Genomic DNA, 24282 nt, shown 5'->3' with positions numbered 1-24282 from the left:
AATTTTAGTGTAAATTGCCATATTTACTTTGTGCTACGGTTTGAGATAGAATAACAACTTGCTTCAAATATGGAAAGGCAGTACAACTCTATAATCAAGTTACTGAACTCTCATTTACTCCTCTTTTTTTGTAAAACAATCTACAATTCATTAGAAGATCTTCAGATAGACGTTGATCATTGGTTGTGTTTTTACAATGAGACAAGACCTCATTCTAGTAAATATTGTTATGGCGATGTAGACTTTCCTGAATAGAAAACATATTGCTTTTAGAAAAATATTAGTAGCATTACATAAGAGACTGATATTAGTTTTCAATTTTTCTGTTAGTTAATTCTTGCTTGCTAGATTAAGTTGTGTCTGGTAACCATAATGGCAAATCTTGTTAATTTGAGGCGTGGATTTTAGCCTCTCTCATCCTTACATTAGTTACATATTCTTTCGCAGAGGGCTAATGATAGCAATGAATTTATTAGTAAAATTCAGTAATTTATAACTGACAATTAGAGCTGTTAATTAGCAACTCACTTTAAATAAGTTACTCAACTGTGACAGATTTAGCTAAATTTCTCGGACAATCTACATCTAACCCTTTTTTTTCTGCAATAGAATAAGCAAGAAATTGCATAGCAACACTGTAGATAATTGGAGAAACAAAATTGTCAACTTCTGGAAGTTGCACCACATCTATGCAAATTCCCTTTAAGAGCGGTGCTCCTTGCTTATCACTAAAGGCAATTACTTTACCTTTTCTTGCAATAATCTCTTGTATATTGGATAGCGTTTTAAAGAATAAATTATCGTAAGGAATAATTGCGATAACAAGTACAGTAGAGTCTATCAAGGCGATAGAACCGTGCTTCATTTCTCCCGCTGCAATACCAATTGTGTTGATATATGAAAGCTCTTTTATCTTCAATGCACCTTCCATTGCAACTCCATATGAGCTTCCTCTCCCAATTATAATTATATTATTGTGCTCTAATATACTGCCTGATATATGTTGTATTTCCATCACATTCAAAACATGCTCTACATGTTCGGGAATGGAATTAATAGCACCGCTTAGTTCCTTTATCCTCTCTCTACCCAGTATACCTTTTATTTTTCCAAGCTCTACAGCAAAGCATGCTAAAATTGCAAGCTGCGTAGAAAAGGTTTTTGTCGAAGCAACACCAATCTCAGGTCCAGCAAGAGTATGCAATACAATATCTGAGGCTTTTTCTATGCTGCTATTAAATGTATTAATTATGCTAATGATCATTTGTTTCTGAAATCTCGCATAACGTAGTGCTTCCATAGTATCTGCAGTTTCACCAGATTGAGAAATGAATAAGCCAATACTACCTTCTTCGAGCTTGACGCTGCTATACCTAAATTCTGACGAGATTTCTAGATATACCCGAATTTGAGCAATACTTTCCAGCCAACACTTTGCTATTAGTCCAGCAAAATAGGATGAACCGCATCCAACTATAGTAATGTAACCTAGTTCAGAAAATAATTCTTTGTTGATTTCTTTATATTGTTTATAAAATTGATTTATTGTTTTGTTTAATGCATACGGTTGCTCAAAAATTTCTTTTAGCATAAAGCTAGGGTAACCATTTTTACTAATTAGAAAATTTCTTGGACTGCTATTTTCTGTTCTGCGTTTAACTTGTATACCATTATTATATATACTGAATTCGTTAGATTTTATTACTGCAATATCATTATCTTCTAAATGCAATATTTTTTCTACAAATGAATTCAAAGTATTAGTATCAGAAGCAGCAAACACTTTATTACAGTTATATCCTATTGCTAAAGGCAAATTTCTTTTTGCAACAAATAAAGTATCTGGATATTCTGCAAATAATAAAGCCAAAGCAAGTGAACCTTGTAAATTGTTTAGACACTGTAATATAGAATCAACTGGTGATAACCCTTCATCAAGATATGAAGTTAATATGTTTGGTATCACTTCTGTATCAGTATCGGTGTGGAAAGATACTCCCTTTTCCTCCAGATCCTTTTTTAATATATTGTAATTTTCAATTATGCCATTATGAGCAACAACAACATTATTTATATAAATGGGATGAGCATTTTTAAGATTTGGAGCTCCATGTGTAGCCCAACGAGTATGTGCTATACCAACTTTGCTACTAGATATCTTGCTCTCATGAACAACTTCACACAATCTTTCAACTTTACCTTCTGATTTTTTTACTTCTATCTTACCTCTATTATTTATAATTGCTATACCTGAAGAGTCATACCCTCTGTATTCCAATTTTTGCAACGCGGTTAGTAAAATTGGTATTACTGAATCACCGCTACTTACTATACCTAATATTCCACACACTTCTTAAATTATGAAGCATTTTTGTCTTTTTTACTTTCCTCTAGTTTATTTTTCTTGCCATTCTTTTCAACTTTGCTTTTTTCAATAGATTTAGCTACTGGCTTTTGAATTTCTTTATTTAAGATTTCAGATATAGCAGACTTTAGGATTTTTATTTCAATTTTTGGTGCTATTTCTAGTATTAGTTGTGCATTTACTTCGTCAACTTTGTTTACTTCACCTATTATTCCACTAGAAGTAATAACCGTATCACCACGTTTTATTTGATCTATCATCCTTCTATGTTCTTTTAGTTTTTTGTGATTGGGGCGAATAATGAGAAAATAAAATACTACAAATATTAAAATGAGTGGAATAAAGCTAGCAACAGATGCTGATACATTGTTAGTCGCATCTGCCGCAAAAACCTCAGAAAGGAACATATTTAATCCCAATTATTAATGATAAAATTAAATAGATTAAGCAGCAATTACAATATCATGTCAAGTCTCTGAAAGAAATTAATTCAAATTAATAAGAAAGTTAAAGAATTTTAAGATGTTTCTGCTGTAATGGCGGGAGTGATGAGACTTGAACTCACGACCTCATGCGTGACAGGCATGCGCTCTAACCAACTGAGCTACACCCCCCATTGCTTTTTAACGTTTGCAACCTTAAAGCTAATCAACGTGTTGCCACTTGTCAATATTTTTTGTTTGCGCTTTTTTGTCTTTTTTATTACTATGTAAATAACTTAATTTCACACATGGCTTATGCAAGTAGTCCCGTTAGGGTTATGCCATGGAGGATAAACTATTTGGAGGAGTAAATATGACAAATTTGCCTAAAGTCACTATACGTGATTTAGCTGAATCTGGTGTGCATTTTGGCCATAAAGTTAGTCGCTGGAATGCGAAAATGGCCCCATATATATATGGTATACATCAAGAGAATCGTATACACATAATAGACTTACGAAAAACATTACCATTGTTAGAGGCGGCGATGAAAGCTTTATACGATGTTGCATCTCAAGATGGTCGCATTTTATTTGTTGGTACAAAATTTCAAGCTTTAGATATTGTTGCAAGTGAAGCAGTTCGTTGTGGTCAGTATTATGTAAATGATCGATGGCTTGGTGGTATGCTTACTAATTGGAACACTGTTTCTTCTTCGATAAAAACTTTGATACAATATGAGAAAATATCCAATGATGAAGATAGCATCTTAACAAAAAAAGAATTAGGAAACATTGAAAAGAAAAGAAAAAAGCTTGATAAAGAATTGGGTGGAATTAGAGAAATGGGAGCAGTTCCTGATATTTTATTTATTATTGATACTAACAAAGAGCATATAGCGGTTAAAGAGGCCAAAAAACTGGGTATTCCTGTAGTTGGAGTACTTGATACCAATTCTGACCCAGATGGTATTGCCTATCCTATACCAGGAAATGATGATTCAAGAAAATCAATAGAGCTCTATTGTAAATTAGTTGCTGATTCTATATTAGCTGGAATAGAGTCTAGTTTGACAAGGTCTAGAGTTAAGGATGATGAGCTTATTCAAGAAAAAGAAGAGGATATTGTGCAAACTAAAAAGAAGCGTATTAAGGTTGAAACAGAAAAGGAGGTAATAGTAAGTAAATGAAGATGGATTCAAGTAGTATAAGGGAATTACGCGATAGAACAGGGCTTGGCTTAAGCGATTGTAAGAAAGCGTTAGAAGAGTGTGATGGTGATATTAAGAAAGCCGTTGATAGGTTGCGTACAATAGGATTTGCTAAAGCTGACAAAAAGTCTGATAGAGTAGCTTCGGATGGGCTTATTGCTATGTGCTTGGCTAAAAATTATGGTGTATTGGTTAAAGTCAATTGTGAAACTGATTTTGTTGCTAGAAATGAGAAGTTCATAGCATTAGTTTCAAATTTAGCATCAATTGCTTGTCAAGAACGTTGTACTAGTCTTGATGAGTTAAAAAATGCCAAATATGAAGATGTTGGTACAGTGCAGGAAGCTATTATGAGTGGTACATCGGTTCTTGGTGAGAAGTTAGAGTTAAGCAATCTTTGCTACCTAGAGACTAAAGATGGGATTATTTCTGGATACGTACATGGTGATATGCCTGGCTTAGGTAAGATTGGTGCTTTAGTAGCATTGCAGTCATCTGGTGATAAAAAAGAGATTGGAAAGCAAATAGCTATGCATGTAGTTGCTATGAAACCTGAAGCTTTATCTATAAATGATTTAGATCAAGAAAAATTAAAAAATGAGCGTTCTATAATCGAGGAGCAAGTAAAGAGCTTAAATAAACCTGAAGAGGTAGCGAAAAAAATAGTAGATGGACGAATGGCTAAATACTATGAAGAAGTTGTTCTGCTAGAGCAGAAGTTTATAAAAGATGATAAAATGAAGATTGCTGATTTTATAGAATCAAGTGCTGTTAAATTAGCTAATTATAAGTTACTTACTTTGGATGGTGCAAATAAGTAACAAAACTTCAGAAGTAAAGTACCCCAGAGTGTTATTCAAAATCTCTGGGGAGGCTTTGATGGGATCAAAGCTATTTGGCCATGATATGGAAGTTATAGATAAACTATCCAAAGACATAGTTGAAGTTTGTAATCTCGGGGTTCAAGTTTGTATTGTTGTTGGTGGTGGGAATATTTTTCGTGGTGCATCAGCGTCTTTAAGTGGCTGTGAAAGAGCAAGCAGTGATTATATTGGAATGCTTGGTACTGTCATTAATGCTTTAATTTTGCAAAATTTTTTAGAAAAAAGCTCTATAGTCTCTAGGGTGTTGTCTGCTATACCCATGACTACTATATGTGAGCCTTATATAAGAAGGAAGGCTATTCATCATTTAGAGAAAGGTAGAGTGGTCATTTTTGCAGCAGGCACAGGTAACCCATTTTTTACTACAGATACAGCTGCAGCTTTACGTGCTGTTGAAATGAATTGTGATGTTATTTTAAAAGGTACTCAAGTAAGTGGTGTATATTCTGCCGATCCAAAAAAAAATGAGAATGCTGTGATGTATGATAGGCTTTCTTATACAGATCTGCTAACTCGTGATTTAAAAGTTATGGATGCATCAGCAATTTCACTTGCTCGTGAGAATTCTATCCCAATTGTAGTTTTTTCTTTAAAAAGAGAAAAAATGGTTGATATTATTAAGGGTCAAGGCACTTATACTATAGTTTCAGATTGTAAACATTAGGTAATTTATGTTAAACGAAATAAAAGCTAAAACAAAAGAAAGAATGCTAAAAACTATTCAGTCTTTTCACGATGATATGAAAGGTGTACGTACTGGTAGAGCTAACGCATCATTACTTGATGGTATAGTTGTAAATATCTATGGTGGACATCAAAAACTGAACCAAGTTGCAGGCGTTTCAGCTATAGATAACAAAACTCTATCAGTTAAAGTTTGGGATGCTACTGTTATCGGTGAAGTAAAAAATGCGATAATCAATGCTAACCTGAATTTAAATCCTGTTGTTGAAGGAAATACTATACGTATAGTTCTTCCAGACTTAACACAAGAAACTCGTGAAAAATTAGTGAAATTATTGCATCAATTTTCTGAAAATGCACGAGTTGCAATTAGAAATATACGCAGAGATGTTATGGAAGAAATAGAGGAAATGAAGAAAAATAAGGAAATCTCAGAAGATGATTTTCATGTTGCCAAAAAGGAAATACAAAACATTACTGATGATAATGTAAAAAAAGTCGATGATGACTTATCTATTAAAGAAAAGGATATATTGCATCATTAAGTTAATATGAAAGAATTTTTCAGTATTGAAAAACATAAGAGGATTCGATATAGATACAGTTGTATGAATGCTGTGATTCAGATCTCATCATTACGCACACATTTGATCGTTATACCTTTTGAAATCTAGAAAAAAAGCTTTTCAGTTTGATTTTTTATTACGATAATTAAGTTTACACTCTTGAGCGAAAACGATGCTGAAACGCCTTTTCCTTATTTTTGCATTTGTATTACTCATCCCACTGTCAAATGTTGATGCCAGAAGATATATCAGAATTGTTGGATCTTCAACTGTTTTTCCTTTTATCTCATTTATATCTGAAGAATTCAGCCGTATATTTTCCTTTAAAACTCCAGTTGTAGAATCGATAGGAAGTGGATCAGGGTTCAAAATGTTTTGTTCAGGAATAGGGGAAGGCACACCAGATATCACTACTTCATCTCGCCCTATGAAGGAAGTAGAGAGAGAATTATGTAAAAGAAATAAAGTGAATGAAGTAATAGAGATCATAATTGGCTATGATGGAATTGTTATTGCAAATTCAAATCAAAGCCATAGATTTGATTTTACAAAAAATGACCTGTTTGAAACTTTATCTTCATATTCTGAAGACAATGATAGATTAGTAAAGAATAACAAGAAATTTTGGTCTGATGTAAATCAAGCTCTACCAAAAACAGAAATTAAAATCTATGGCCCACATCAAAATACAGGTACACATGAAACTTTGATTAATTTTATTATGCTTGATCAATATTCATGTATGAACTCAAGGATTTTCAAAGAGAATTATCAAGACCAAGAAAAAAGAAAGAAAGCATGTAGTAATATCAGAGATGATGGAAGATATATAGAAGTTGGAATTAATGAAAACATAATAATACAAAAATTGAAGAGCAATAAAAATGCTTTAGGAATATTTAGCTTCAGCTTTTTAGCGAAAAACCAAGATGAGATTCAAGGAAGCACAATCGCAGGAATTGAGCCAACTTATAAAAATATATCATCGGGGGAGTATATGTTAGCAAGGCCTTTATATCTTTATATAAAGAAAGAACACTTAGATATTGTTGATGGATTAAGGGAATTCATTAGAGAAGTTATAGACTCTATTAGTACTGAAGGTGGATATTTATCTAGGCTTGGCTTAATTCCACTTTCAAGCGAAAATATGAAAAAAGTCTTGGAAAAGGTTCGTGATATAATATGATGACTTTGATATTTTTTTATTTAACACTCCCTTCCTTTCTGGATTACAGCGTCACGCGCTGGAATGACACCTATTTGTTTTAGTAGTTCCTTTCCTGTCATTCAAGTAGCCTTTTCTTGTCATTCCAGTGCCCAGACACTGGTGCTCACAAGCAAACTAATCATAGGAGGTATTATAATAAAAACAACGTTTTCAATGAAACTACATAAAGCAAGTGTCACGAACCGGAATGACACCTATTATTGTTTTTACTTTATATCTTTATTTGTCTATCTTATTTTGCCATTCTGTTGAACGAATACAGGAAAATAAACTGTAATATCTAACTTTGATGCAAAAAGATTAACATATAACACGTAAAAGTTACTGAATCACTTTAGCCATATATAGAATTATTTTGTTAAATATTCTCTACTCCCAGGTTTCATTATAGGTAATTGTTTTAATTCACTTGGCAGTTCTTCCTCGCTATAGTTTTTGATATTTAGTTCAATCAAAGATATTACAGGAAAGGGCAGTTTTGTTTCACTATTTCTCTTGATCAAAGAAGCTCCAGCAACAACTTTACCTCCCTTCTCTTCTGCACATTTTACTGCTTCAAGTGAAGATTTACCTGTGGTAATCACATCTTCAATTAATAAGATTTTCTCACCTTGTTTAATCTCAAATCCACGGCGTAATTCAAATTTACCATTAACACGTTCGCAAAATATTGTTCGGATTCCAAGCTGTCTACCAATCTCATAACCCACGATTATTCCACCAATCGCAGGAGATAGTATTAAATCTATGGGTTCAATAAGCTCTTTTCTTATTTTATTCGCCAATAGCTCACAAACGTTCATTGCTCTGCTTGGATTTTCAAAAATTTTAGCGCATTGTATGTAAGTGTTGCTGTGCAGCCCTGACGAGAGTACAAAATGTCCGTGCAAAATCGCACCAGCCTCTTCAAATTCTTTTATTATTGTATTATCTAATATCATTCTTGAGTTTGAAATTCTTTATTAATTATCTGCGTTATACAGATATCAGACCACACATTTATTGCAGTTTCAAACATATCAATGATTGTATAAATAGGCAAAATCAATCCCATAATGTACAAAGGAACATTCATTGATACCAAATAACTAGTTGCCATAAAATAGCACCCCATCGGCACTCCAGCGTTACCAATTGCAGCTCCTGTAGCTAAAAAAATCCATATGAACATCTCACTTAAGGAAAATGTGTGCCCATTCATCTCTGCAACAAACATCACTGTGATTAAAATAAATGCAGCACACGCATTCATATTGACTGTTGTGCATATTGGTAGAATAAAAGATGACAATTTCTTTGGTACCTTTAGCTGATTTTGCACACATTCTATAGTTGTAGGCAGCGTTGCACTAGATGATTTAGAAAAAAACGCAAGTGTAAGTGCTGGCATAACACCTTTCATCGTTTGAATTGGTGATATACCTTTATACCACATGAGTAGTGGCAAAATCACAAATGCTTGCACGAAATTTGCAGACATTATGCAAGCAAAATACCAAAAAAGACTATGGAATTCGCTGCCACCTTTTAACTCGTATAAAAAACATGTGATAAAAGACCATACAGCAAGAGGAATAAACTTTAATAACCCTTGAGCAATTCTAAGAAGTGTATCAAATAGTGCAGAAAATATTTGGTGTAATATATCTTGTTTTTCTTTTGAGAGCGAAATAATAGCTCCACCCATTAAAAAAGCGATCAGTATGCTGCCAATAACGTTATTTTCAAGAAAAACTTGCACAAAATTTGATGGAATGAGTGATTTTAAGTATGAAAAGTAATTGTGATTGCTGTCACTCACACTTTCTATTGTGTTGCTTATGAAATTTTTTCTTACTGGGTCTATGAATAAATAGAAAGATAACGCAACAAATGCAGCTACAATTGTTGTAAACAGCGTGTAAAACAGCGTCTTCTTAAGTAATACTTTAATTTCAATTGAGTCTTTAAGCCCTGAAATTGTGGACACTATAGATAGAAAAACTAAAGGTAAGCTAATCAATTTCAACAGACTGATGAATATATCGCTAAATAGCTTTGCTATTTCAAATATTACTTCATTGTTTAAATAGTAAGCAATTACCGCAAACAGTATAGAAAAGAGTATTGCAAGTTTGCGCATTGAAAATAAAACCTCAAAATGATATTATACAATAATTTTTGAAATTAGGTTAAGATAACTTTACAGGTTAAGTAAAGATGAGTAACATTTTATTATTAATTAAGTGTAAGGAGGGGTATGGATAAAAAAACTAAAGAAGAGTTAATCCTTGTTGGAATATTAATGGGAATGAATATTTCAATAGGAGTGCTTGTAGGTCTTGGTCCAAGTTTCGCAATTTTATCACCTTCCATTATAGGTGGAATTATTGCTGCTGTTTCTACAATATTATCTATCGCATACCTTACATATTGTGATTATAAGGAAGATAAAGTAAATCGAGAATGCATTTTCCCTATATTTTGTATGGGCGTTACTAGCACTGCAATCGGGATTGGTCTTGGTGCAGCTATAGGTGCTATTTTTCCTGGTGTAATGTTAAATACAGGATCAGCAGTTTTGATTGGTGCGACAATAGGAATTATTGCCCCAATTACAGGCCTTATTGTTGGAAATATGATTGTAGAACCTATGATTAAGAAAATAAATCACTACATTATAGAGCCGGTAATTGAAAAAATAAAAGAATGCTTTTCTTCAAAGGAAGCATAAATTATCCTCGCAAAATAGTGTACCTTGGACTTAAATTGAAGTGTACTCAATTGAAATAGGTCATATTAGAGAAGGTTAGAAGTTACCTACCCAAAACCCTTATCTCCCACTCAAGTTCAATGTTAAATTTATCTTTTACTGCATCTTTTACTCTGTTGCCAAGGTTTTCTAAGTCAAGTGCAGTTGCATTATTGTAATTGAGTAGAAAATTACAATGTTTCTTAGAAATTTTAGCTACACCATTATCTAATCCTCGGCAGCCAGATTCATCAATCAGTTTCCATGCCTTGCAGCCTATTGGATTTTTGAATATACAACCAGCAGTTTTTCCTCTTACTGGTTGACTTTTATTTTTTTTATCAATAACTTCTTTCAATCTTTGCAATATAAGCTCATACTCTGAACTTACTCCTTTAAATTCAGCTTCAATAAAAATCCACCTGCCTTTTAGACTATGTCCACGATAAAAATATCCCATTTCTTCACTGGAAAATTCATATAAATTCCCATCTTCTAGATTCACTGCCCTTATAAACTTTACAACACTCGCAATATCACTACCATATGCACCTGCATTCATCTCTATCCCACCGCCAACTGTTCCTGGAATTCCAGCAAGAAACTCAAGCCCACTAATTTGCTGTTCCCCTGCAAAGTAGGCAAGGTTACTAAGCAATGCAGCACCACCTGCAACAATGGAGTTATTATCTTTACATTTTATATATGCAAATTCCTTGCCTAATTTCACCGTTATTCCTCGAATGCCACTATCTCGAATTATTATGTTGGATGTTGCACCGATAACGCTAATTGGTAACTCCGCATCTTTTATCAAGCACATTAGATCTTCAATGTCACGTGGCTTAAATAGTACATCAGCTTGGCCACCAACATTTAACCAAGTCATTTTAGACATTGAAACATTATAACGGTAGATTCCACATACTTTAGGTAAGCTTATAAGCATTTTGATTTTAACTCTAATCCTGCATCCATACCCATTTTTTCTGCATCTTCTACAAACGAAGTACGCTCAGTGAAATATATACCTTTCTCATCTGCTAACATACAACAAAGATTCAGCATGTTTTCACTCACATATTCTGCTAAAGCTGCAAGCGGCGTAAAGCATGAACCATTTATTGTCTTCATGAAACTGCGCTCTGATTTTGCCCTTATAAAAGACATATTATTATTAATTTTCTCTAAAAGATCGATAACTTTTATATCATTCTTTCGGCATTGAATGCAAATTGCCCCCTGCCCTACTGCGTTTAACATGACTTTTGGTGATAATACTTCTGTAATTAAATGGTGTTTTTTTAATCTTATCAGTCCTGCTTCGGCTAAAATCATTCCATCAAAATTCTGATTTTGCAGTCTAGTTGTCACATTTCCACGCAGTGGCACTACATTTAAGTCTGGCCTGAGATTTAGTAGCTGAACTTTTCTTCTTATTGAAGAAGTTGCAATTGTAGCCTGCTGTGGCAAAGTTTTTAGGCTCTTATATTTATGAGAAATAAATACATCACATGGACTTAGCCTCTCTAAAACACAAGGAATTGTTAAGTCCTTCGAGAAAAACGCAGGTACATCTTTTAGCGAATGAACCGCCATATCTATATTATTTTTGAGTAATTCAGCCTCAATCTCCCTGAGGAACAGTCCTTTACCTCCTATTTCAGCAAGATTTACATTAACATACTTATCACCAGAAGTTTTGATTTTAATGATCTCAATAGATAGGTTAGGAAAAAACTCTAATAATCTTTGTTTTGCTTCCAAAGCTTGAGCAACCGCAAGATTGCTTCCCCTCGTACCTATTTTAACTATCATACATTCTTCATATTGTACATCTATATTCTATGTCCATTTTTTATTATCTCCAATTTAGTTATTGAACATTTTATAATTAGCTCCTAGTATCATGCACGTTAGTAATTGAGGAGTATGTATGTTTGATATTTTAAAAGACTCTAATGGCAAATTTAATAAAAAAAATGTTTTACCCCTTTTCAGTGCCACTGTAACTAGTATTATAATATTATTAAGTGCAACAGTAGTAATTCCAAAGTTTTTCTCTCATCCTTCTCTATCTAGTCCTCTCGGTTGGAAAGATCCAAGTTATAGTGAATTTCTTGCTACTCACATACCAGCTACCATAGTTACTTTCTCAATACTTGGTTTATGCATTTACCTTCCGATTGATAGCATTAGAAAAAACAAACAAATAGAGAATCTTAAAGCTAATTCTCAACCTAATTCATACATTTATAACACTTTAGTAAATGATGTTTCAGAAGAGCAAAGTATAGTATAAAGTACAATCAATTATAGATTAAGGCTTTAGAATCTTTTCATTTAGGTGCTTGTGATTAGCAACCATTCAGTTTACACTGTACCTAAGTATAGTTTAAATTTATGCTAAACAAGCTCATAGTTAAATCTCTTTCAGTATTACTAATTTTTCTACTATCTTTATATATAATACTACCAAATTTCTTTGATAATAAGTTTTTCACCTCAAAAAAGAGGATAAATCTAGGGCTCGACCTGAAAGGTGGATCATCTCTGCTTCTAAATGTAGACTTAGATTTTTACTTCAAAGAGAAACTAAGCATGCTAACCGATGAAATAAAAGAAGGTCTGTTAACACAAAAGATTGAATTTAGCGCAAAAAACGATAAACAAGTGGTTGTAACTTTAAATAATATTGATGATTACAAAAAAGTTTCAACGTTAATACATAAAATAAACCCAAATTTAGAATTGAGTAGAAAAAATACTGCAATTTTCATTTCATATAAACCGCATTATAAGAATTCATTAATCAATGAAGTAGTTTCAGAGTCAATAGTTAATGTTCAAAGACGCTTAGATAAGCTTGGTACTAAGGAAGTAAGTGTGCAAAAACAAGGACAAAATAAGATATTAGTCCAAGTTCCTGGAGTAGAAGACACTCAGCAGATAAAATCTCTGCTTGGCAAAACAGCCAAGCTGGCCTTCCATTTGGCAAACACCAATGTAGCTAAAATGCAAGATATCGATCATGACACTACGATTATGCTCAAGGATTCTTTGGGTAATTCCTACCCGATATTCCGCAAAACTGAAATAGGCGGTGATTCATTAGTTAACGCATCAGTTAGATTTGGCAATTTAGGTAAACCAACAGTACATTTCAAATTCGACAGCATAGCAAGTAAAAAATTTGCAAAAATTACTAAAGAAAATGTAGGAAAGCCTTTTGCAATTGTTTTAGATAACACAGTCTTAACTGTACCAACAATACGTGAACCTATTCTAAATGGAGAGGGAGAAATTAGCGGTAATTTCACTGAAAAACAAGCGAGTGAACTTGCAATACTTTTAAAATCAGGTGCACTACCTGCACCACTTAAAATAATTGAAGAAAAAAACATTGGTCCAAGCCTTGGAGAAGAGTCAATAAAAGCAGGAGAAATTGCAGCAATAATCTCTATCATAGCCGTTGGTTTATCTATAATCATTACTTACGGCAAATTAGGCTTATTAGCGTCTGTTGCACTCGTTTTTAATGTAATCTCTATACTACTCATTCTTACCTTACTTGAAGCAACTCTTACTCTCCCTGGAATTGCTGGAATTGCGCTAACTGTTGGCATGTCAGTGGATGCAAATGTTTTAATATTTGAACGCATCCGCGAAGAAATAAGAGCAGGAAAAAGAACAGCTCGTGCCATTGAAGAAGGATTTAAAAACGCAATAAAAACAATTCTTGACTCAAACCTCACTACACTGATTGCTGCAGGAATAATGTTCATTATTGGTAGCGGAGCAATTAGAGGGTTTTCTGTCACTTTATCGATAGGAATCCTGTGCTCGATGTTTTCTGCAATTATAGTCACAAAACTTCTGATAGAATTGTGCATTAACCCACAAAAGCTAGTACTTTAGTATCTGTTCAGCAGAGTGACAAAATAAGATAGACGAGAAAAGACAACTAAATGGTTGTCATGAAAGTAGCTATCCAGTCTTTTCGTCGTCAAAAACGTTGTAACATGCTCACCAATTTAGTGAGCATAAAACCAATATATTTGTGGAGGAAAAGGAAAAAAGAAACAGAAACCATCTTCAGGCTATCACAAAGGATATGGCCATAAGATTAAAGATATGGATAGATTTATCAAATTTCTGAATGGAAATCAGGATATTAGAATTGAAAAGATATTATTACTAAAAATTAAACATCAAACCAACTTCAATATTATGAGTGGATATATCGTCTGCAATAGGTGTTGGAATATTAAAGTAACGATAGCCGAGAAAGGTTTTAACTTCTGGAATTACTGAGTAATCAACACCAAGCTTTATTTGATAAACAAGCCAAGGAACATTCAGTGGCATTAAATTTTTAGATGATTTATCAATCCTTTTTAATCTAAAAACTGTTGATCCTATACCAAGACCAATATACGGAGCAAATTGAGTATTTTGAACATTAGGGTTATAGTAAAAATTTAATAAGAATGCAGATACACTTGCTGATTTATCAAATACCGGAGGAGAGTTACTATCTTCAATATTGACTTTAGAATACATGGTCTCAAAATCAACTCGGCCATTTTCTCCAGCATAGTAACCTACAGATATGCTGCTAAGCCACTGAAAATCAATTTTACCGTTAAATTTTTTTATGTTTTTAATTTCATCTCCTAAGAATAGGTCTAAAAGAAAACCACCATAACGGCCCTCAGCTAAAGCAAGAATTCTTTTTCCTATTGCACGTATACCCTCCACAAATACTTCTGAGCTATCAGAATATATCTTACCACCATTAGCACTAACATAGAAATCAAGTTTTTTTGATTTTTCCTTTGTAGGTTCAGCTTGATCTGCAATACTTGGCCACATATTTTTCTGATTAGCTACTTGGAAAACAGAAGGTGAACTACTTTCAAGTTCTTGACATTTTATTGGCACTTCTTTTTCAGTAACTTCTTCAGAATGTATCACACTTTCATTATTGTCCGTTTCTAATTTTAAGGGCTGCACTTGCTCAATGTGTGTATTGTTACTGATATAAGTAATAAAAAAATAGACACACGGAATGAAGATGAAAAATAAAGCAATAGATATTCTAATTATCATAAATGAATTATCACTTATAGTATAACTACTATATCATATATTCCTTTAATGTACAAAAATTAAGAAATAATATTTCCAATTAAACAATTATTTTCTATTCCTTTAACATGAGCTTTCACAATACTTTTAGCTTGAACTCTTGATGTAAGTTTTATTAATGCAAAATTTTCTGTTCTACCAATATTATTCTGCTCAACCAAAACGCTTTGCTCAGTGCCGAGCAAAGATTGATAAAAACTGCTCATCATTTCTTTATTTATTTCTCTTAGATGCTTTACTCGTTCTTTACGTACATTCTCTGGTATTTGTGGCATCCGTGCAGCAGGTGTGTTTTTCCGCTCTGAATATGGAAAAGCATGTAGATAAACTACATTTATTTTTTTCAGTAAATCAACTGTATCCTGAAACATTTCATCAGTTTCTGTTGGAAATCCAGCAATAATATCAGCGCCAAATGCTATATTAGGTCTTAAGCTCTTCATTTTATGATAAAATTCTATCACTTGTTCTCTATTGTGACGACGTTTCATTCTCTTTAGTATTAAATTATTACCAGACTGTAGACTCAAGTGTAAGTGAGGCATAAGTCTTGACTCATTAGCTATTAAATCCATTAGTTCATCATCAACTTCAGCAACATCAATAGAGGAAAGTCTTAGTCTCTTTAACTGTGGTATATCCTTTAAAACTCTTCTAATCATTGAACTGAGTGATTGCTTACCAAACAAATCTGTACCAAAGTCAGTAATATCAACACCTGTAAACACCACTTCTTGATACCCATTTTCTATAAAAATCTTAATTTGCTCTATAATATTGTTTACTGGCACAGATCGATTATTTCCTCTTGCCTCAGTAATTGAGCAAAATGTACAACTATGATTACAACCATTTTGAATTTCAATAAATGCCCTTGATTTATCTTCAAATCCATTAATGAGAATAGGTTCTACTTGGTTATCACTGACTAAGATTTCATCATTATTTAGTAGATAATTTTCAGCTCTTAGCTTGTCTTGATTACCTAGCACTTTACTTACACCAGGAATATCACTATATGATTTAGGATCTAATTGAACGGCACAGCCAACTACGATAATTTCTTTACTTGGGTCGTTTTTATAGATCTTACGTATTTTTTGCTTCACTTGGCGTTCTGCTTCGTTTGTCACTGCACAGCTATGCACTACAACAACATTTTCTCTCTTTGCTTTTTTTAATGCTTCTTTGATTAACTCACTCTCGTAGAAATTTAGACGACAACCAAATGTTATTACTTCATTCATGCTTTTGCTTTAATAGATCTAAATTATATCAAATATCCAAGCAAAATGACTATTTTTTTGGTAGATATTATAATTTAAGCATAACCTCTAGAGTTGAAAATCACAGGAAGAATTTGTAGATATACAGTAAGATCATTTAGCATTAAAAAAAGCTTAATGCCAATGATGTTAACCTCAAGCAAATATAAACCAAAAAACATTTTGCTAAACCTTGAAGCTCTACCATGCAAATTCATCTATATCATTTGGTACATAAGTGTCAGAATAAGCTTCATCCAAACTTTCTGCTTTCCATGGAAGCCATGAAGAAGGTTTTATCTTCTCTAAAACTTTACCTGGTATTGATGTTATCTCTTGCTTCACGTCTTCTTTTAATTTTTCTATTTGTAACCGAGCAAAATCTTCCACGCGAACCATGAGTTTATCTGTTAGCTCTTTTATCATGTCTTGATTTTGTTCTGCAACTTTCTTTGTAATAGGTACGACAATTTTACTTATAATCTCCGTTCCTAATGGAACAACGATTTGCTTTGCAACCTGATCACTAACAGGTTTAATAAGGTAATCTGCTATACTCTTTGCTGTATCTCCAGTCAGATTTGTTATTTTTTTTAAACTATCACCAATAATACCATAGTTTTTTTGGTACATCATATCTTCATCAGCAACTTCATATCTTCCTAAATCATCATACATTCCCATTTGTTGGTGAGACAATCCATTTGCATCAGATACATATCCGTATTTATTAAGTGAATTGGAATTAGAGCGCATAACATTTTCCTAATTACTTATATATGCCTATTTTAGCATGAAACAACTAACAAAACATTAACTTTTAAGAACTCTTCTCAATTAATACATCAATAAAGGTAAGACCATATAATTTTCTCCTTTCTTGATACTATTCTCCTCCGAACTTAGTTCACACAGTTATTCAGACACTTCTGAATTTACCACCCCCAATTCCACTGCTTTTTTATATTTTGACTAGGTCTTCTCCTACAATTAGATAATCAGTACTCTTATCTGAAATGTACCATATAACTACACCAAGCTACAAATATGACACAAGAGTTTAGATTATTTTAGTTATTCTCTTGTATAAGATACTCTTTATATAAAAAAGAGGACCATATGAGTGAAGCAACTTTTTCTGAAAAAAATCAGCTTTCTAGAGAAGACATAGCAGAGTTAACAGAACTTATGTGTCTTGAACGAAGTGAAGTAAGTGAAAGTGGAACAGGGCTATTAGAACTTATAGCTGAACAGGAGCAAATACTTGAGGATTTAGGAATAGAATCAAAAGAGCTTTTATGTTCTCAGCATACAGGAATGTATGAGAACCTTAGTCAGCCCTATTCTACGGATCTCGAGGTTTTATAGCAGATATATAGATTATCATTATTATTGATACCTACTCAAGAGTTGCTATGGCAAACAGAGAAAACTGCAATTACTGCCGCTAATCTTTTTAATATACCTTTCTTTGATGGTGCTATTATCGCGCATTTTGACTGATATGGGCTATGATAAACCAGAAAATCACAGCTATATTTAGGAATTGAGACAAGGCCTCATTTAGGTAAATATTGCTATGCAGACTTTTCTTGATAGCAAGCATATTGCTTTTTAGAAAAATATTAGTAGCATCAAACATAGAGATTGATATTAGTTTTTCTGTCAGATTAAGTTGCGTCTAGTACAACTGACTATGCAAATAAGCTAACAGAACTTGAGATATTTTAATTGTTAGTTTTAGGGTGTATTTTCGTGTTCATTGCTATGAATGGGCAGAGCTACCTCTTCGAGGTAGCTCATCGGATCACCTAAATCATGCTCTATTTCTACTTCAAACTTGAACCCTAACTTCTCGCAGAATTTATAGAAATATTCTTTAATAATATCAAATAAACTTATGCCATCAGTTTTATAATCTCTCAATTTCCGGGGCACAGTAAGTGACAATTTGCCATTTTTGTATATCACATCATCTTTCCCATCTTGAGATTCAAGTGTAAATTCCAGTGAGCTGGATAGATCACATACCTTGTCACCGCATTTACCGTCACTTTTTTGGAAGAGTATTGGTAGTGTCATATCAGATTTAACACTCACATTATTTGGGCTAATACAGTCAATACTTATTACTTTTGTAGGATTTGCCATCATGAATGAATGTTGGAAGAGTTCATCTTGAAACCCCGCATGTATAACAGCTTCATATCCTGCTTGATTACAATTGGTAACTAGCTCTCCTAAGATAGAGTCGCTTGGAACTTGAGCTTTAGCACGTTCAAATATTTCCTTAAAAACTGCTTTTGTAAATAGTCGATAATTTCCGTTCTCTTCCTTTGGTAATAGGTGAGCATAATCTGTACCAAGATTGTAAAATTTTTCAAATTTCTTTTTGTATTGGTCAGTTTTTTTATTATCAGGAGTTTTCTCGTTTTTGGAATGTTCATCCCAAGCTTTTCTAAGCCCATTTTCCTTAGCTCCTTCTGTTAAAACAAAAGTTAAAGTGCTATCTATACTTTTTTTGTTAACAATAAAGTTCATTCTATGAAAATCTAAGAACATTGTTTCACCAGAGTGTGCTAACTTGTTGCTTTTGTCAGCCCTTAACCTGCTAAAATCAAACTTTTCTGCCTGAGCTTTTAGTGTAACGACTGGATTTCCCTTTTTTTCCTGTATAGAGTTGTTCATTGTTAATACTTTGATATGAATTGCTGATAGTATAATAATACATAAAAATAGTTAATATGTCAATAATATACTTAACATAGACAGTCATAATAGGGTGACAGGATTTTAGTAAGGCTCTATTATGAATAAACGGTTTTACACAGTATGAATGTTGATGAGCAGTCAAGTGTGCTGACTTTTCTAAATAGTAAAATTGAGAATATACCAAGGTTTCATTCCGCAATATTGCCTAAACTTTGCGGCGGAGACAGAGTAATGGACTTGCTGTTTTATAGGCCTCTCAGTTATGTGGATAGAAGTAAATCACTACCTGATGCTCAAGTGGGAGAATTTACAACTTTTATGGCAAAAGTGTATGAGCACCAGCGCCCCACTGTTAGAGGTAGGCCATATAAAATAATCGTTGAAAGTGAAAGTCAGTATTTATTTATAGTTTTTTTTAATTACTCAGTTAAATATTTGTATAAATTATTTCCAGTTGGAACAGATATAGTAATCAGTGGTAAACTTGAAAAGTTTGCCGAACATTGGCAAATTACTCACCCAGATTACATGTTGTCTGATATCAATCTATTTAAAGAAATAGCCTGCATAGAGCCAGTTTACCAATTATGTCGCGGTATTACTAACAAGAGCATTAGAAACATAATAAGTTCTAATCTAAAAGATTTGCCTGATTTGCCAGAGTGGATAGATGAAACATTAATCAAGCAAAAGAAATGGCTGAATTGGAAAGAAAGCATCATAAGATTGCACAGACCGAGCTCACTCGCAGAAGCAGAAGTTTGCAGAGAAAGACTTGCTTATGATGAGCTATTTGCGTACCAGTTGGCACTAAAGCTTGCAAGGGAAAATCATGTAAAAAAAGAGGGAAAAGAATTTATAATATTGAGTAAATACAAAGAGCAGGTCTTAAATGAATTACCGTTCCAATTAACAAATGATCAAATTCGAGCGATAGATGAAATCTCAGAAAGACAAAAATCCAGATACCGCATGGTAAGTCTGCTGCAAGGTGACGTTGGGAGTGGCAAAACTGTAGTTGCACTCTTTGCGATGCTGAATGTGGTAGAAAATAACATGCAAGCAGCTCTAATGGCACCAACTACTATCTTGGCTGAGCAACATTATAATTGGATCGAAGAAGCTCTATCTTGTACTGATATAAAAGTTGCTTTGCTTACCGGTAAAACTGCGCGCAAGGAAAGAAAGATTATTATGAACGAACTTGCAAGTGGTATTTTAAATATAGTAATTGGTACTCATGCATTATTTCAAGCCAACGTTACATTTAAAAATTTAGGACTCGCAGTCATAGACGAACAACAGCGATTTGGAGTGATACAGAGGAATCGGTTGGTAGGAAAAGGAGAAAATACCGATATACTTTTTGTTACTGCAACTCCCATTCCAAGAACCTTGCAGCAAGCTATGTATGGTGATGTTGAATGTTCTATTTTAAGGGAAAAACCAAAATCTAGATTGCCAATAAAAACCGTTATTATGAACGTTAAAAAAGTATCAGATATTATTCAAAAACTGAAAGATGCTATAAATAGAGGCGAAAAAGCATATTGGATTTGTCCATATATAGAAGAAAATGAAGAACTCAATGTTGCCGCAGCAGAAATACGCTTTCAGGAGTTACAAAAGACATTTTTTGATAGAGTTGGAATAATACACGGAAAACTAACTCAAGATCAGAAAGATCAAGTCATGTTTTCCTTCAAGAGAAATGAATTTTCTCTGCTTGTTGCAACCACTGTGATAGAAGTTGGCATAGATGTACCAGATGCAACTATTATGATTATAGAGAATGCAGAACAGTTTGGGTTATCGCAATTACATCAGTTGAGAGGTAGAGTAGGACGAGGAAATAAACCGTCTTTTTGTGTACTGTTATATGACAATCTCAGTAAAAGTTCGTATTCAAAGTTAAAGATTATGTGTGAGTCACAAGATGGATTTTATATTGCTGAAAAGGATATGATGCTGAGGGGTAGCGGAGATATTCTAGGCACAAAACAATCAGGGTGCATGGAGTTTAAATTTGCTGATTTATATGAGGACAGAGAATTGCTCAACCTTGCATATAATAGTGAAAAAGGTACAATAGCTAATTTTGAATTACTGCTTGATATATTTGAATATAGAAGTAGACTACATTTTTCAAAATTTCAGTAATCTTTCAAGCCATAACCCTCATGAGTAGAAATTCCTTGACAGACGGGAGTATTTAACAAACCATATGCGTCAAGTTAAGGAAAAATAAGAGTGAAGAAGAAGTTTTTACCATAAGAATAAATTGTGCAGAGTTAATAGCAGGCCCTGTAAACAAAATGTTAGCAGGTCAAATTAATCAAGGGCAGGAAGTATAAAAATGGAAAAAAAGCGGTAACTTAGCCTAATAACAATAAATATATATAGAAGGTACCGTTTTAAAGAGCACAAAAGGAATACACAGTAAAAGCGAGAAGAAGTTGAGAGTATGTATGGAAGCAGTGTGGAGAAATGGCTGCCAATGATCAAAAATTTACTGCAATTACAGAAGTATACATAAGAGGTTTAAAAGGTGGTGTAAAAAGGGAATTTTGGCAAAATGACTTAAGTATGCACAACAAGATCCAGATTTGCATAATTGATGATCAGATGTCATTCATGCTCAGCCTATATATAGAAAAAATTCTCAAGCTCAAGAGGGCTTAGGGTGGAACTAAAATTCATGGACTTGTTGACGCACGTAATTAATTTCTTTTTTTAAGTTAATTAATGTTAACAAGCCACGCCTGCCTGTAATCAGGTTAATACCAAAATATAATGTAGGAGAAGAAATGGGCAGTGCTATGCAACAATTTTTGTTTCTTTCTAACCATGCTTCCATATGAAAAACATATGACATAAAAAGGAAAACAAAAAGCTAAGAACCTTGACGCGCTTTACATCTTGGCTTTACCTTATTTATAATATAAACCTTACCACCCCTTTTCACAACTTTACAATTTTTATCTCTGTTACGATGAGATTTTAGTGACCCTTTAACTTTCATATCTACAGTAAGAATAGAATTACCTTACATTATGATCACTGACAGAGAGTTAGTCAATTGATAAATTTTTCACATTTTATTAAAATACTGTATAATTGTTGCTGATACTTCTTCGATTGACCTTTGCGTGACATCAATAATTGGCCAGTTATTTTGCTTAAAGAACTCCTCTGCTTCTTTAATTTCCTTTTCTACTTTTCTAGGGTCAGCATATATATTATTACCTTCATTATTAATTGAAGTCAGTCTATTTTTGCGTATTTCTATTAGCCTTCTTACGTCTATTGTTACTCCTATAGTCAGTTTATTTTTTAATTTTGCTAAGTCGACGTAAAAGGGTATCTCGCTAACAAAAGGAACATTTGCAACTTTATAGCCTCGATAAGCTAAATACATACTGGTGGGAGATTTTGATGTGCGTGAAACTCCAACCAAAATTATATCGGCTTTATCAATATCTTGAATATTTTGTCCATCATCATGATTAATGGTATAGTTTATTGCCTCAATGCGCTGAAAATATTCGTTATTTATTTCAGTATATAGGTCAAGTTTTTCATCTTTTTCAATTTCAAGATAGGATGAAATTTCTCTAATAATATGTGATAATATTGCTCTATATGGAATTTTTAACTTGATACAATTATCTTTTAGATATTTTCTGAGTCCATCATCAGTAATAGTACATATAACAAAGTTATGCTCATCACTTTTTCTATTAATTTCCTCTAAAATTTTGTCAATCTGCTCTTCTCCTTTTACAAAAGACCAAACATATTCGATCGTTTCTACAGAACGAAAGTGTTTCAGAGCTGATTTTGCAACTGATATAACAGTTTCACCACTTGAATCTGACACTAAGTGTAGGTTAAGCTTTTTAAGGGTCATCAACGTTATAATAAAAATAATAGCAAGCAATCTGCTACTGAAATTGTGCTAATTTATTATACTACGTAAATATAGAAAAACTATCTTGTTGATAAAACTCAAACTAATTGATAAATTCTTAACACAATTATTCTCAAAATGAATGTTTTTATTAAAGCCTACAAATTTCACTTCTTTTGCTAAAAAAGCTCTACCTTGGCTTGGGGTTATTTGTTTCGCATGTTTTTTAATTGGAATGTTCTTGGCATTATTCTTCTCCCCAGGAGATTATAAACAAGGAGAAATTGTACGAATTATGTATCTTCATGTGCCTTCTGCATGGCTTGCTCTTGGAATATACGGACTCATTGCATCACTCAGTTTCATTTCGTTGGTATGGAACAATAGTGTTGCTAGTGTCTTAGCACATGCCGCTGCTCCTGCAGGGACAGTCTTTTCGGCAATATGCTTAATCACAGGTAGCATCTGGGGAAAAGGAACATGGGGTACTTGGTGGGTATGGGATGCAAGGCTTACTTCAATGCTGATTTTGTTTTTTCTGTATGTTGGTTATCTTTCATTGTGGAGCGCTTTTGATAATCAAGCAAGAGCAGAGAAATCATCAGCAGTATTTGCCATTTTTAGTGCTATAAATATTCCCATAGTAAAATTTTCTGTGAATTTATGGTCTACTCTTCATCAGCCAGCAAGTATTTTTAGAAAAGGTGGAGTAGCAATAGAAGGTTCTTTACTGCTGCCACTCATTGCAATGTTTATATTTTGTACCACACTTTTTTTAGTAGTGTGGATACTTAATGCCCTTCATTTAATTAATTTGCAGAAGATAAAGAGAGAAATCAGCATGCGATATTAGGTATATAGTTCCAGAGTGTAATGTTGTGAACAGCGACGGAAATTAAAATGTAGAGCAATCATCAGCAGAGACTAAGTGGTATAAAAAATAGCTGAAGAATGTAAAAAAGGAAGTGGTATAGATAAACCTGTTACCGATAGAGAAGGTGAAATTGATACGGGCGAACCTGTTACTGATGAAGGAGAGAATGAAAATGGAGAAATTACATCTCGAAAAGTAACCTCAGATTGTTCCAAGTATGAAAATTGTGGGCCATATTCTCATTTTTATAAAGTTGATAATGAGATAGGTTGTCAAG

Annotated in this window: 24 protein-coding genes, 1 tRNA gene and 1 pseudogene; 13 read left to right on the top strand and 13 right to left on the bottom strand. The window is 33.3% G+C overall.

What is annotated here, in order from left to right; translation table 11 throughout:
* Positions 1-120 precede the first annotated feature (120 nt).
* Positions 121-297 (top strand): annotated as a pseudogene (locus OOL05_RS06755) (IS481 family transposase); the annotation flags it as partial.
* Positions 298-538: 241 nt separating this feature from the next.
* Here the strand turns inward: OOL05_RS06755 and glmS are convergent.
* The 3 genes from glmS to OOL05_RS02100 all read right to left on the bottom strand — a co-directional run bounded on the left by glmS (position 539) and on the right by OOL05_RS02100 (position 2979).
* Positions 539-2350, bottom strand: a complete 1812-nt coding sequence (glmS, locus tag OOL05_RS02110; protein WP_264375863.1) for a glutamine--fructose-6-phosphate transaminase (isomerizing) — start codon at positions 2348-2350, stop codon at positions 539-541.
* Between the two features lie 8 nt (positions 2351-2358).
* Positions 2359-2772, bottom strand: a complete 414-nt coding sequence (gene yajC, locus OOL05_RS02105) for a preprotein translocase subunit YajC (protein ID WP_264730625.1) — start codon at positions 2770-2772, stop codon at positions 2359-2361.
* A gap of 130 nt (positions 2773-2902) precedes the next feature.
* A tRNA-Asp gene (locus OOL05_RS02100) sits at positions 2903-2979 on the bottom strand.
* Positions 2980-3160: 181 nt separating this feature from the next.
* Here OOL05_RS02100 and rpsB point away from each other — a divergent pair.
* From rpsB to OOL05_RS02075, 5 genes are all read left to right on the top strand, one after another.
* On the top strand, positions 3161-3976 hold the full coding sequence (gene rpsB / locus OOL05_RS02095) for a 30S ribosomal protein S2 (protein WP_139686382.1): 816 nt from the start codon (positions 3161-3163) through the stop codon (positions 3974-3976).
* On the top strand, positions 3973-4818 hold the full coding sequence (gene tsf, locus OOL05_RS02090; protein ID WP_264375865.1) for a translation elongation factor Ts: 846 nt from the start codon (positions 3973-3975) through the stop codon (positions 4816-4818). Before rpsB ends, tsf begins: the two co-directional genes overlap by 4 nt.
* Positions 4802-5545, top strand: coding sequence for a UMP kinase (pyrH, locus tag OOL05_RS02085; RefSeq protein WP_010407219.1), 744 nt, complete (start codon positions 4802-4804; stop codon positions 5543-5545). Before tsf ends, pyrH begins: the two co-directional genes overlap by 17 nt.
* Before the next feature lie 7 nt (positions 5546-5552).
* Positions 5553-6110, top strand: coding sequence for a ribosome recycling factor (gene frr, locus OOL05_RS02080; RefSeq protein ID WP_017532537.1), 558 nt, complete (start codon positions 5553-5555; stop codon positions 6108-6110).
* A 193-nt stretch (positions 6111-6303) separates the two neighbouring features.
* Entirely contained in the window at positions 6304-7320 is a 1017-nt protein-coding gene (locus OOL05_RS02075; protein WP_264375866.1) for a substrate-binding domain-containing protein, read from the top strand.
* A 392-nt stretch (positions 7321-7712) separates the two neighbouring features.
* Here OOL05_RS02075 and pyrE read toward each other — a convergent pair whose 3' ends face one another.
* Positions 7713-8303 carry an orotate phosphoribosyltransferase gene (gene pyrE, locus OOL05_RS02070; RefSeq protein WP_010402118.1) on the bottom strand — a complete coding sequence of 197 codons (591 nt, stop codon included), beginning with the start codon at positions 8301-8303 and terminating at the stop codon, positions 7713-7715.
* Complete coding sequence (locus OOL05_RS02065) at positions 8300-9484, bottom strand: dicarboxylate/amino acid:cation symporter (protein WP_264375867.1); 1185 nt, start codon at positions 9482-9484, stop codon at positions 8300-8302. Before OOL05_RS02065 ends, pyrE begins: the two co-directional genes overlap by 4 nt.
* Before the next feature lie 117 nt (positions 9485-9601).
* Here OOL05_RS02065 and OOL05_RS02060 point away from each other — a divergent pair, with 117 nt between their 5' ends.
* Positions 9602-10075 carry a hypothetical protein gene (locus OOL05_RS02060; protein ID WP_264375868.1) on the top strand — a complete coding sequence of 158 codons (474 nt, stop codon included), beginning with the start codon at positions 9602-9604 and terminating at the stop codon, positions 10073-10075.
* An 82-nt stretch (positions 10076-10157) separates the two neighbouring features.
* On the opposite strand, the gene murB is transcribed toward OOL05_RS02060, so the two are convergent.
* Together murB and hemC are read right to left on the bottom strand one after the other, a co-directional pair.
* Entirely contained in the window at positions 10158-11042 is an 885-nt protein-coding gene (gene murB / locus OOL05_RS02055) for a UDP-N-acetylmuramate dehydrogenase (protein ID WP_264375869.1), read from the bottom strand.
* Positions 11033-11911 carry a hydroxymethylbilane synthase gene (hemC, locus tag OOL05_RS02050; protein WP_264336279.1) on the bottom strand — a complete coding sequence of 293 codons (879 nt, stop codon included), beginning with the start codon at positions 11909-11911 and terminating at the stop codon, positions 11033-11035. Before hemC ends, murB begins: the two co-directional genes overlap by 10 nt.
* A 118-nt stretch (positions 11912-12029) precedes the next feature.
* Between hemC and OOL05_RS02045 the strand changes: the two genes are divergently transcribed.
* Both OOL05_RS02045 and secD read left to right on the top strand, forming a co-directional pair.
* Complete coding sequence (locus tag OOL05_RS02045; protein WP_264336278.1) at positions 12030-12395, top strand: hypothetical protein; 366 nt, start codon at positions 12030-12032, stop codon at positions 12393-12395.
* Between the two features lie 101 nt (positions 12396-12496).
* The gene (gene secD, locus OOL05_RS02040; RefSeq protein WP_264375870.1) at positions 12497-14011 is read left to right on the top strand and encodes a protein translocase subunit SecD; all 1515 of its coding nucleotides are present in this window, start codon (positions 12497-12499) and stop codon (positions 14009-14011) included.
* A gap of 279 nt (positions 14012-14290) precedes the next feature.
* Here the strand turns inward: secD and OOL05_RS02035 are convergent, their stop codons facing one another.
* From OOL05_RS02035 to OOL05_RS02025, 3 genes are all read right to left on the bottom strand, one after another.
* Complete coding sequence (locus tag OOL05_RS02035) at positions 14291-15205, bottom strand: outer membrane protein (RefSeq protein WP_010402131.1); 915 nt, start codon at positions 15203-15205, stop codon at positions 14291-14293.
* Positions 15206-15264: 59 nt separating this feature from the next.
* Positions 15265-16491: a tRNA (N(6)-L-threonylcarbamoyladenosine(37)-C(2))-methylthiotransferase MtaB gene (gene mtaB / locus OOL05_RS02030; RefSeq protein ID WP_010402133.1), complete on the bottom strand. Its 1227-nt coding sequence runs from the start codon at positions 16489-16491 to the stop codon at positions 15265-15267.
* A 219-nt stretch (positions 16492-16710) separates the two neighbouring features.
* Positions 16711-17265, bottom strand: a complete 555-nt coding sequence (locus tag OOL05_RS02025; protein ID WP_264377991.1) for a hypothetical protein — start codon at positions 17263-17265, stop codon at positions 16711-16713.
* A 363-nt stretch (positions 17266-17628) separates the two neighbouring features.
* Here OOL05_RS02025 and OOL05_RS02020 point away from each other — a divergent pair, with 363 nt between their 5' ends.
* A complete protein-coding gene (locus tag OOL05_RS02020; protein ID WP_007301923.1) occupies positions 17629-17877 on the top strand; it encodes a hypothetical protein in 249 nt (82 codons plus the stop codon).
* A 372-nt stretch (positions 17878-18249) separates the two neighbouring features.
* Here the strand turns inward: OOL05_RS02020 and OOL05_RS02015 are convergent, their stop codons facing one another.
* Positions 18250-19197 (bottom strand): hypothetical protein, encoded by a 948-nt coding sequence (locus OOL05_RS02015; RefSeq protein WP_264730620.1) that lies wholly within the window; start codon positions 19195-19197, stop codon positions 18250-18252.
* A gap of 144 nt (positions 19198-19341) precedes the next feature.
* On the opposite strand from OOL05_RS02015, the gene recG reads away from it, so the two are divergent.
* Positions 19342-21381 carry an ATP-dependent DNA helicase RecG gene (gene recG / locus OOL05_RS02010; protein ID WP_264730618.1) on the top strand — a complete coding sequence of 680 codons (2040 nt, stop codon included), beginning with the start codon at positions 19342-19344 and terminating at the stop codon, positions 21379-21381.
* A 327-nt stretch (positions 21382-21708) separates the two neighbouring features.
* Positions 21709-21903, top strand: a complete 195-nt coding sequence (locus OOL05_RS02005; protein ID WP_264331209.1) for a hypothetical protein — start codon at positions 21709-21711, stop codon at positions 21901-21903.
* Between the two features lie 211 nt (positions 21904-22114).
* On the opposite strand, the gene ykgO is transcribed toward OOL05_RS02005, so the two are convergent.
* Together ykgO and OOL05_RS01995 are read right to left on the bottom strand one after the other, a co-directional pair.
* Entirely contained in the window at positions 22115-22243 is a 129-nt protein-coding gene (gene ykgO, locus OOL05_RS02000; protein WP_006015378.1) for a type B 50S ribosomal protein L36, read from the bottom strand.
* A 69-nt stretch (positions 22244-22312) separates the two neighbouring features.
* On the bottom strand, positions 22313-23131 hold the full coding sequence (locus tag OOL05_RS01995) for a pyruvate, water dikinase regulatory protein (protein ID WP_264331331.1): 819 nt from the start codon (positions 23129-23131) through the stop codon (positions 22313-22315).
* Between the two features lie 142 nt (positions 23132-23273).
* Between OOL05_RS01995 and ccmC the strand changes: the two genes are divergently transcribed.
* Entirely contained in the window at positions 23274-23984 is a 711-nt protein-coding gene (gene ccmC, locus OOL05_RS01990; RefSeq protein WP_264375876.1) for a heme ABC transporter permease CcmC, read from the top strand.
* The last annotated feature ends 298 nt before the right edge of the window (positions 23985-24282 follow it).

This window comes from Wolbachia endosymbiont (group B) of Episyrphus balteatus, assembly GCF_947250575.1.
Taxonomy (GTDB): Bacteria; Pseudomonadota; Alphaproteobacteria; order Rickettsiales; family Anaplasmataceae; genus Wolbachia.
Note: the sequence above shows the minus strand (reverse complement) of the source record. Positions and strands in the feature narration are given on the sequence as shown.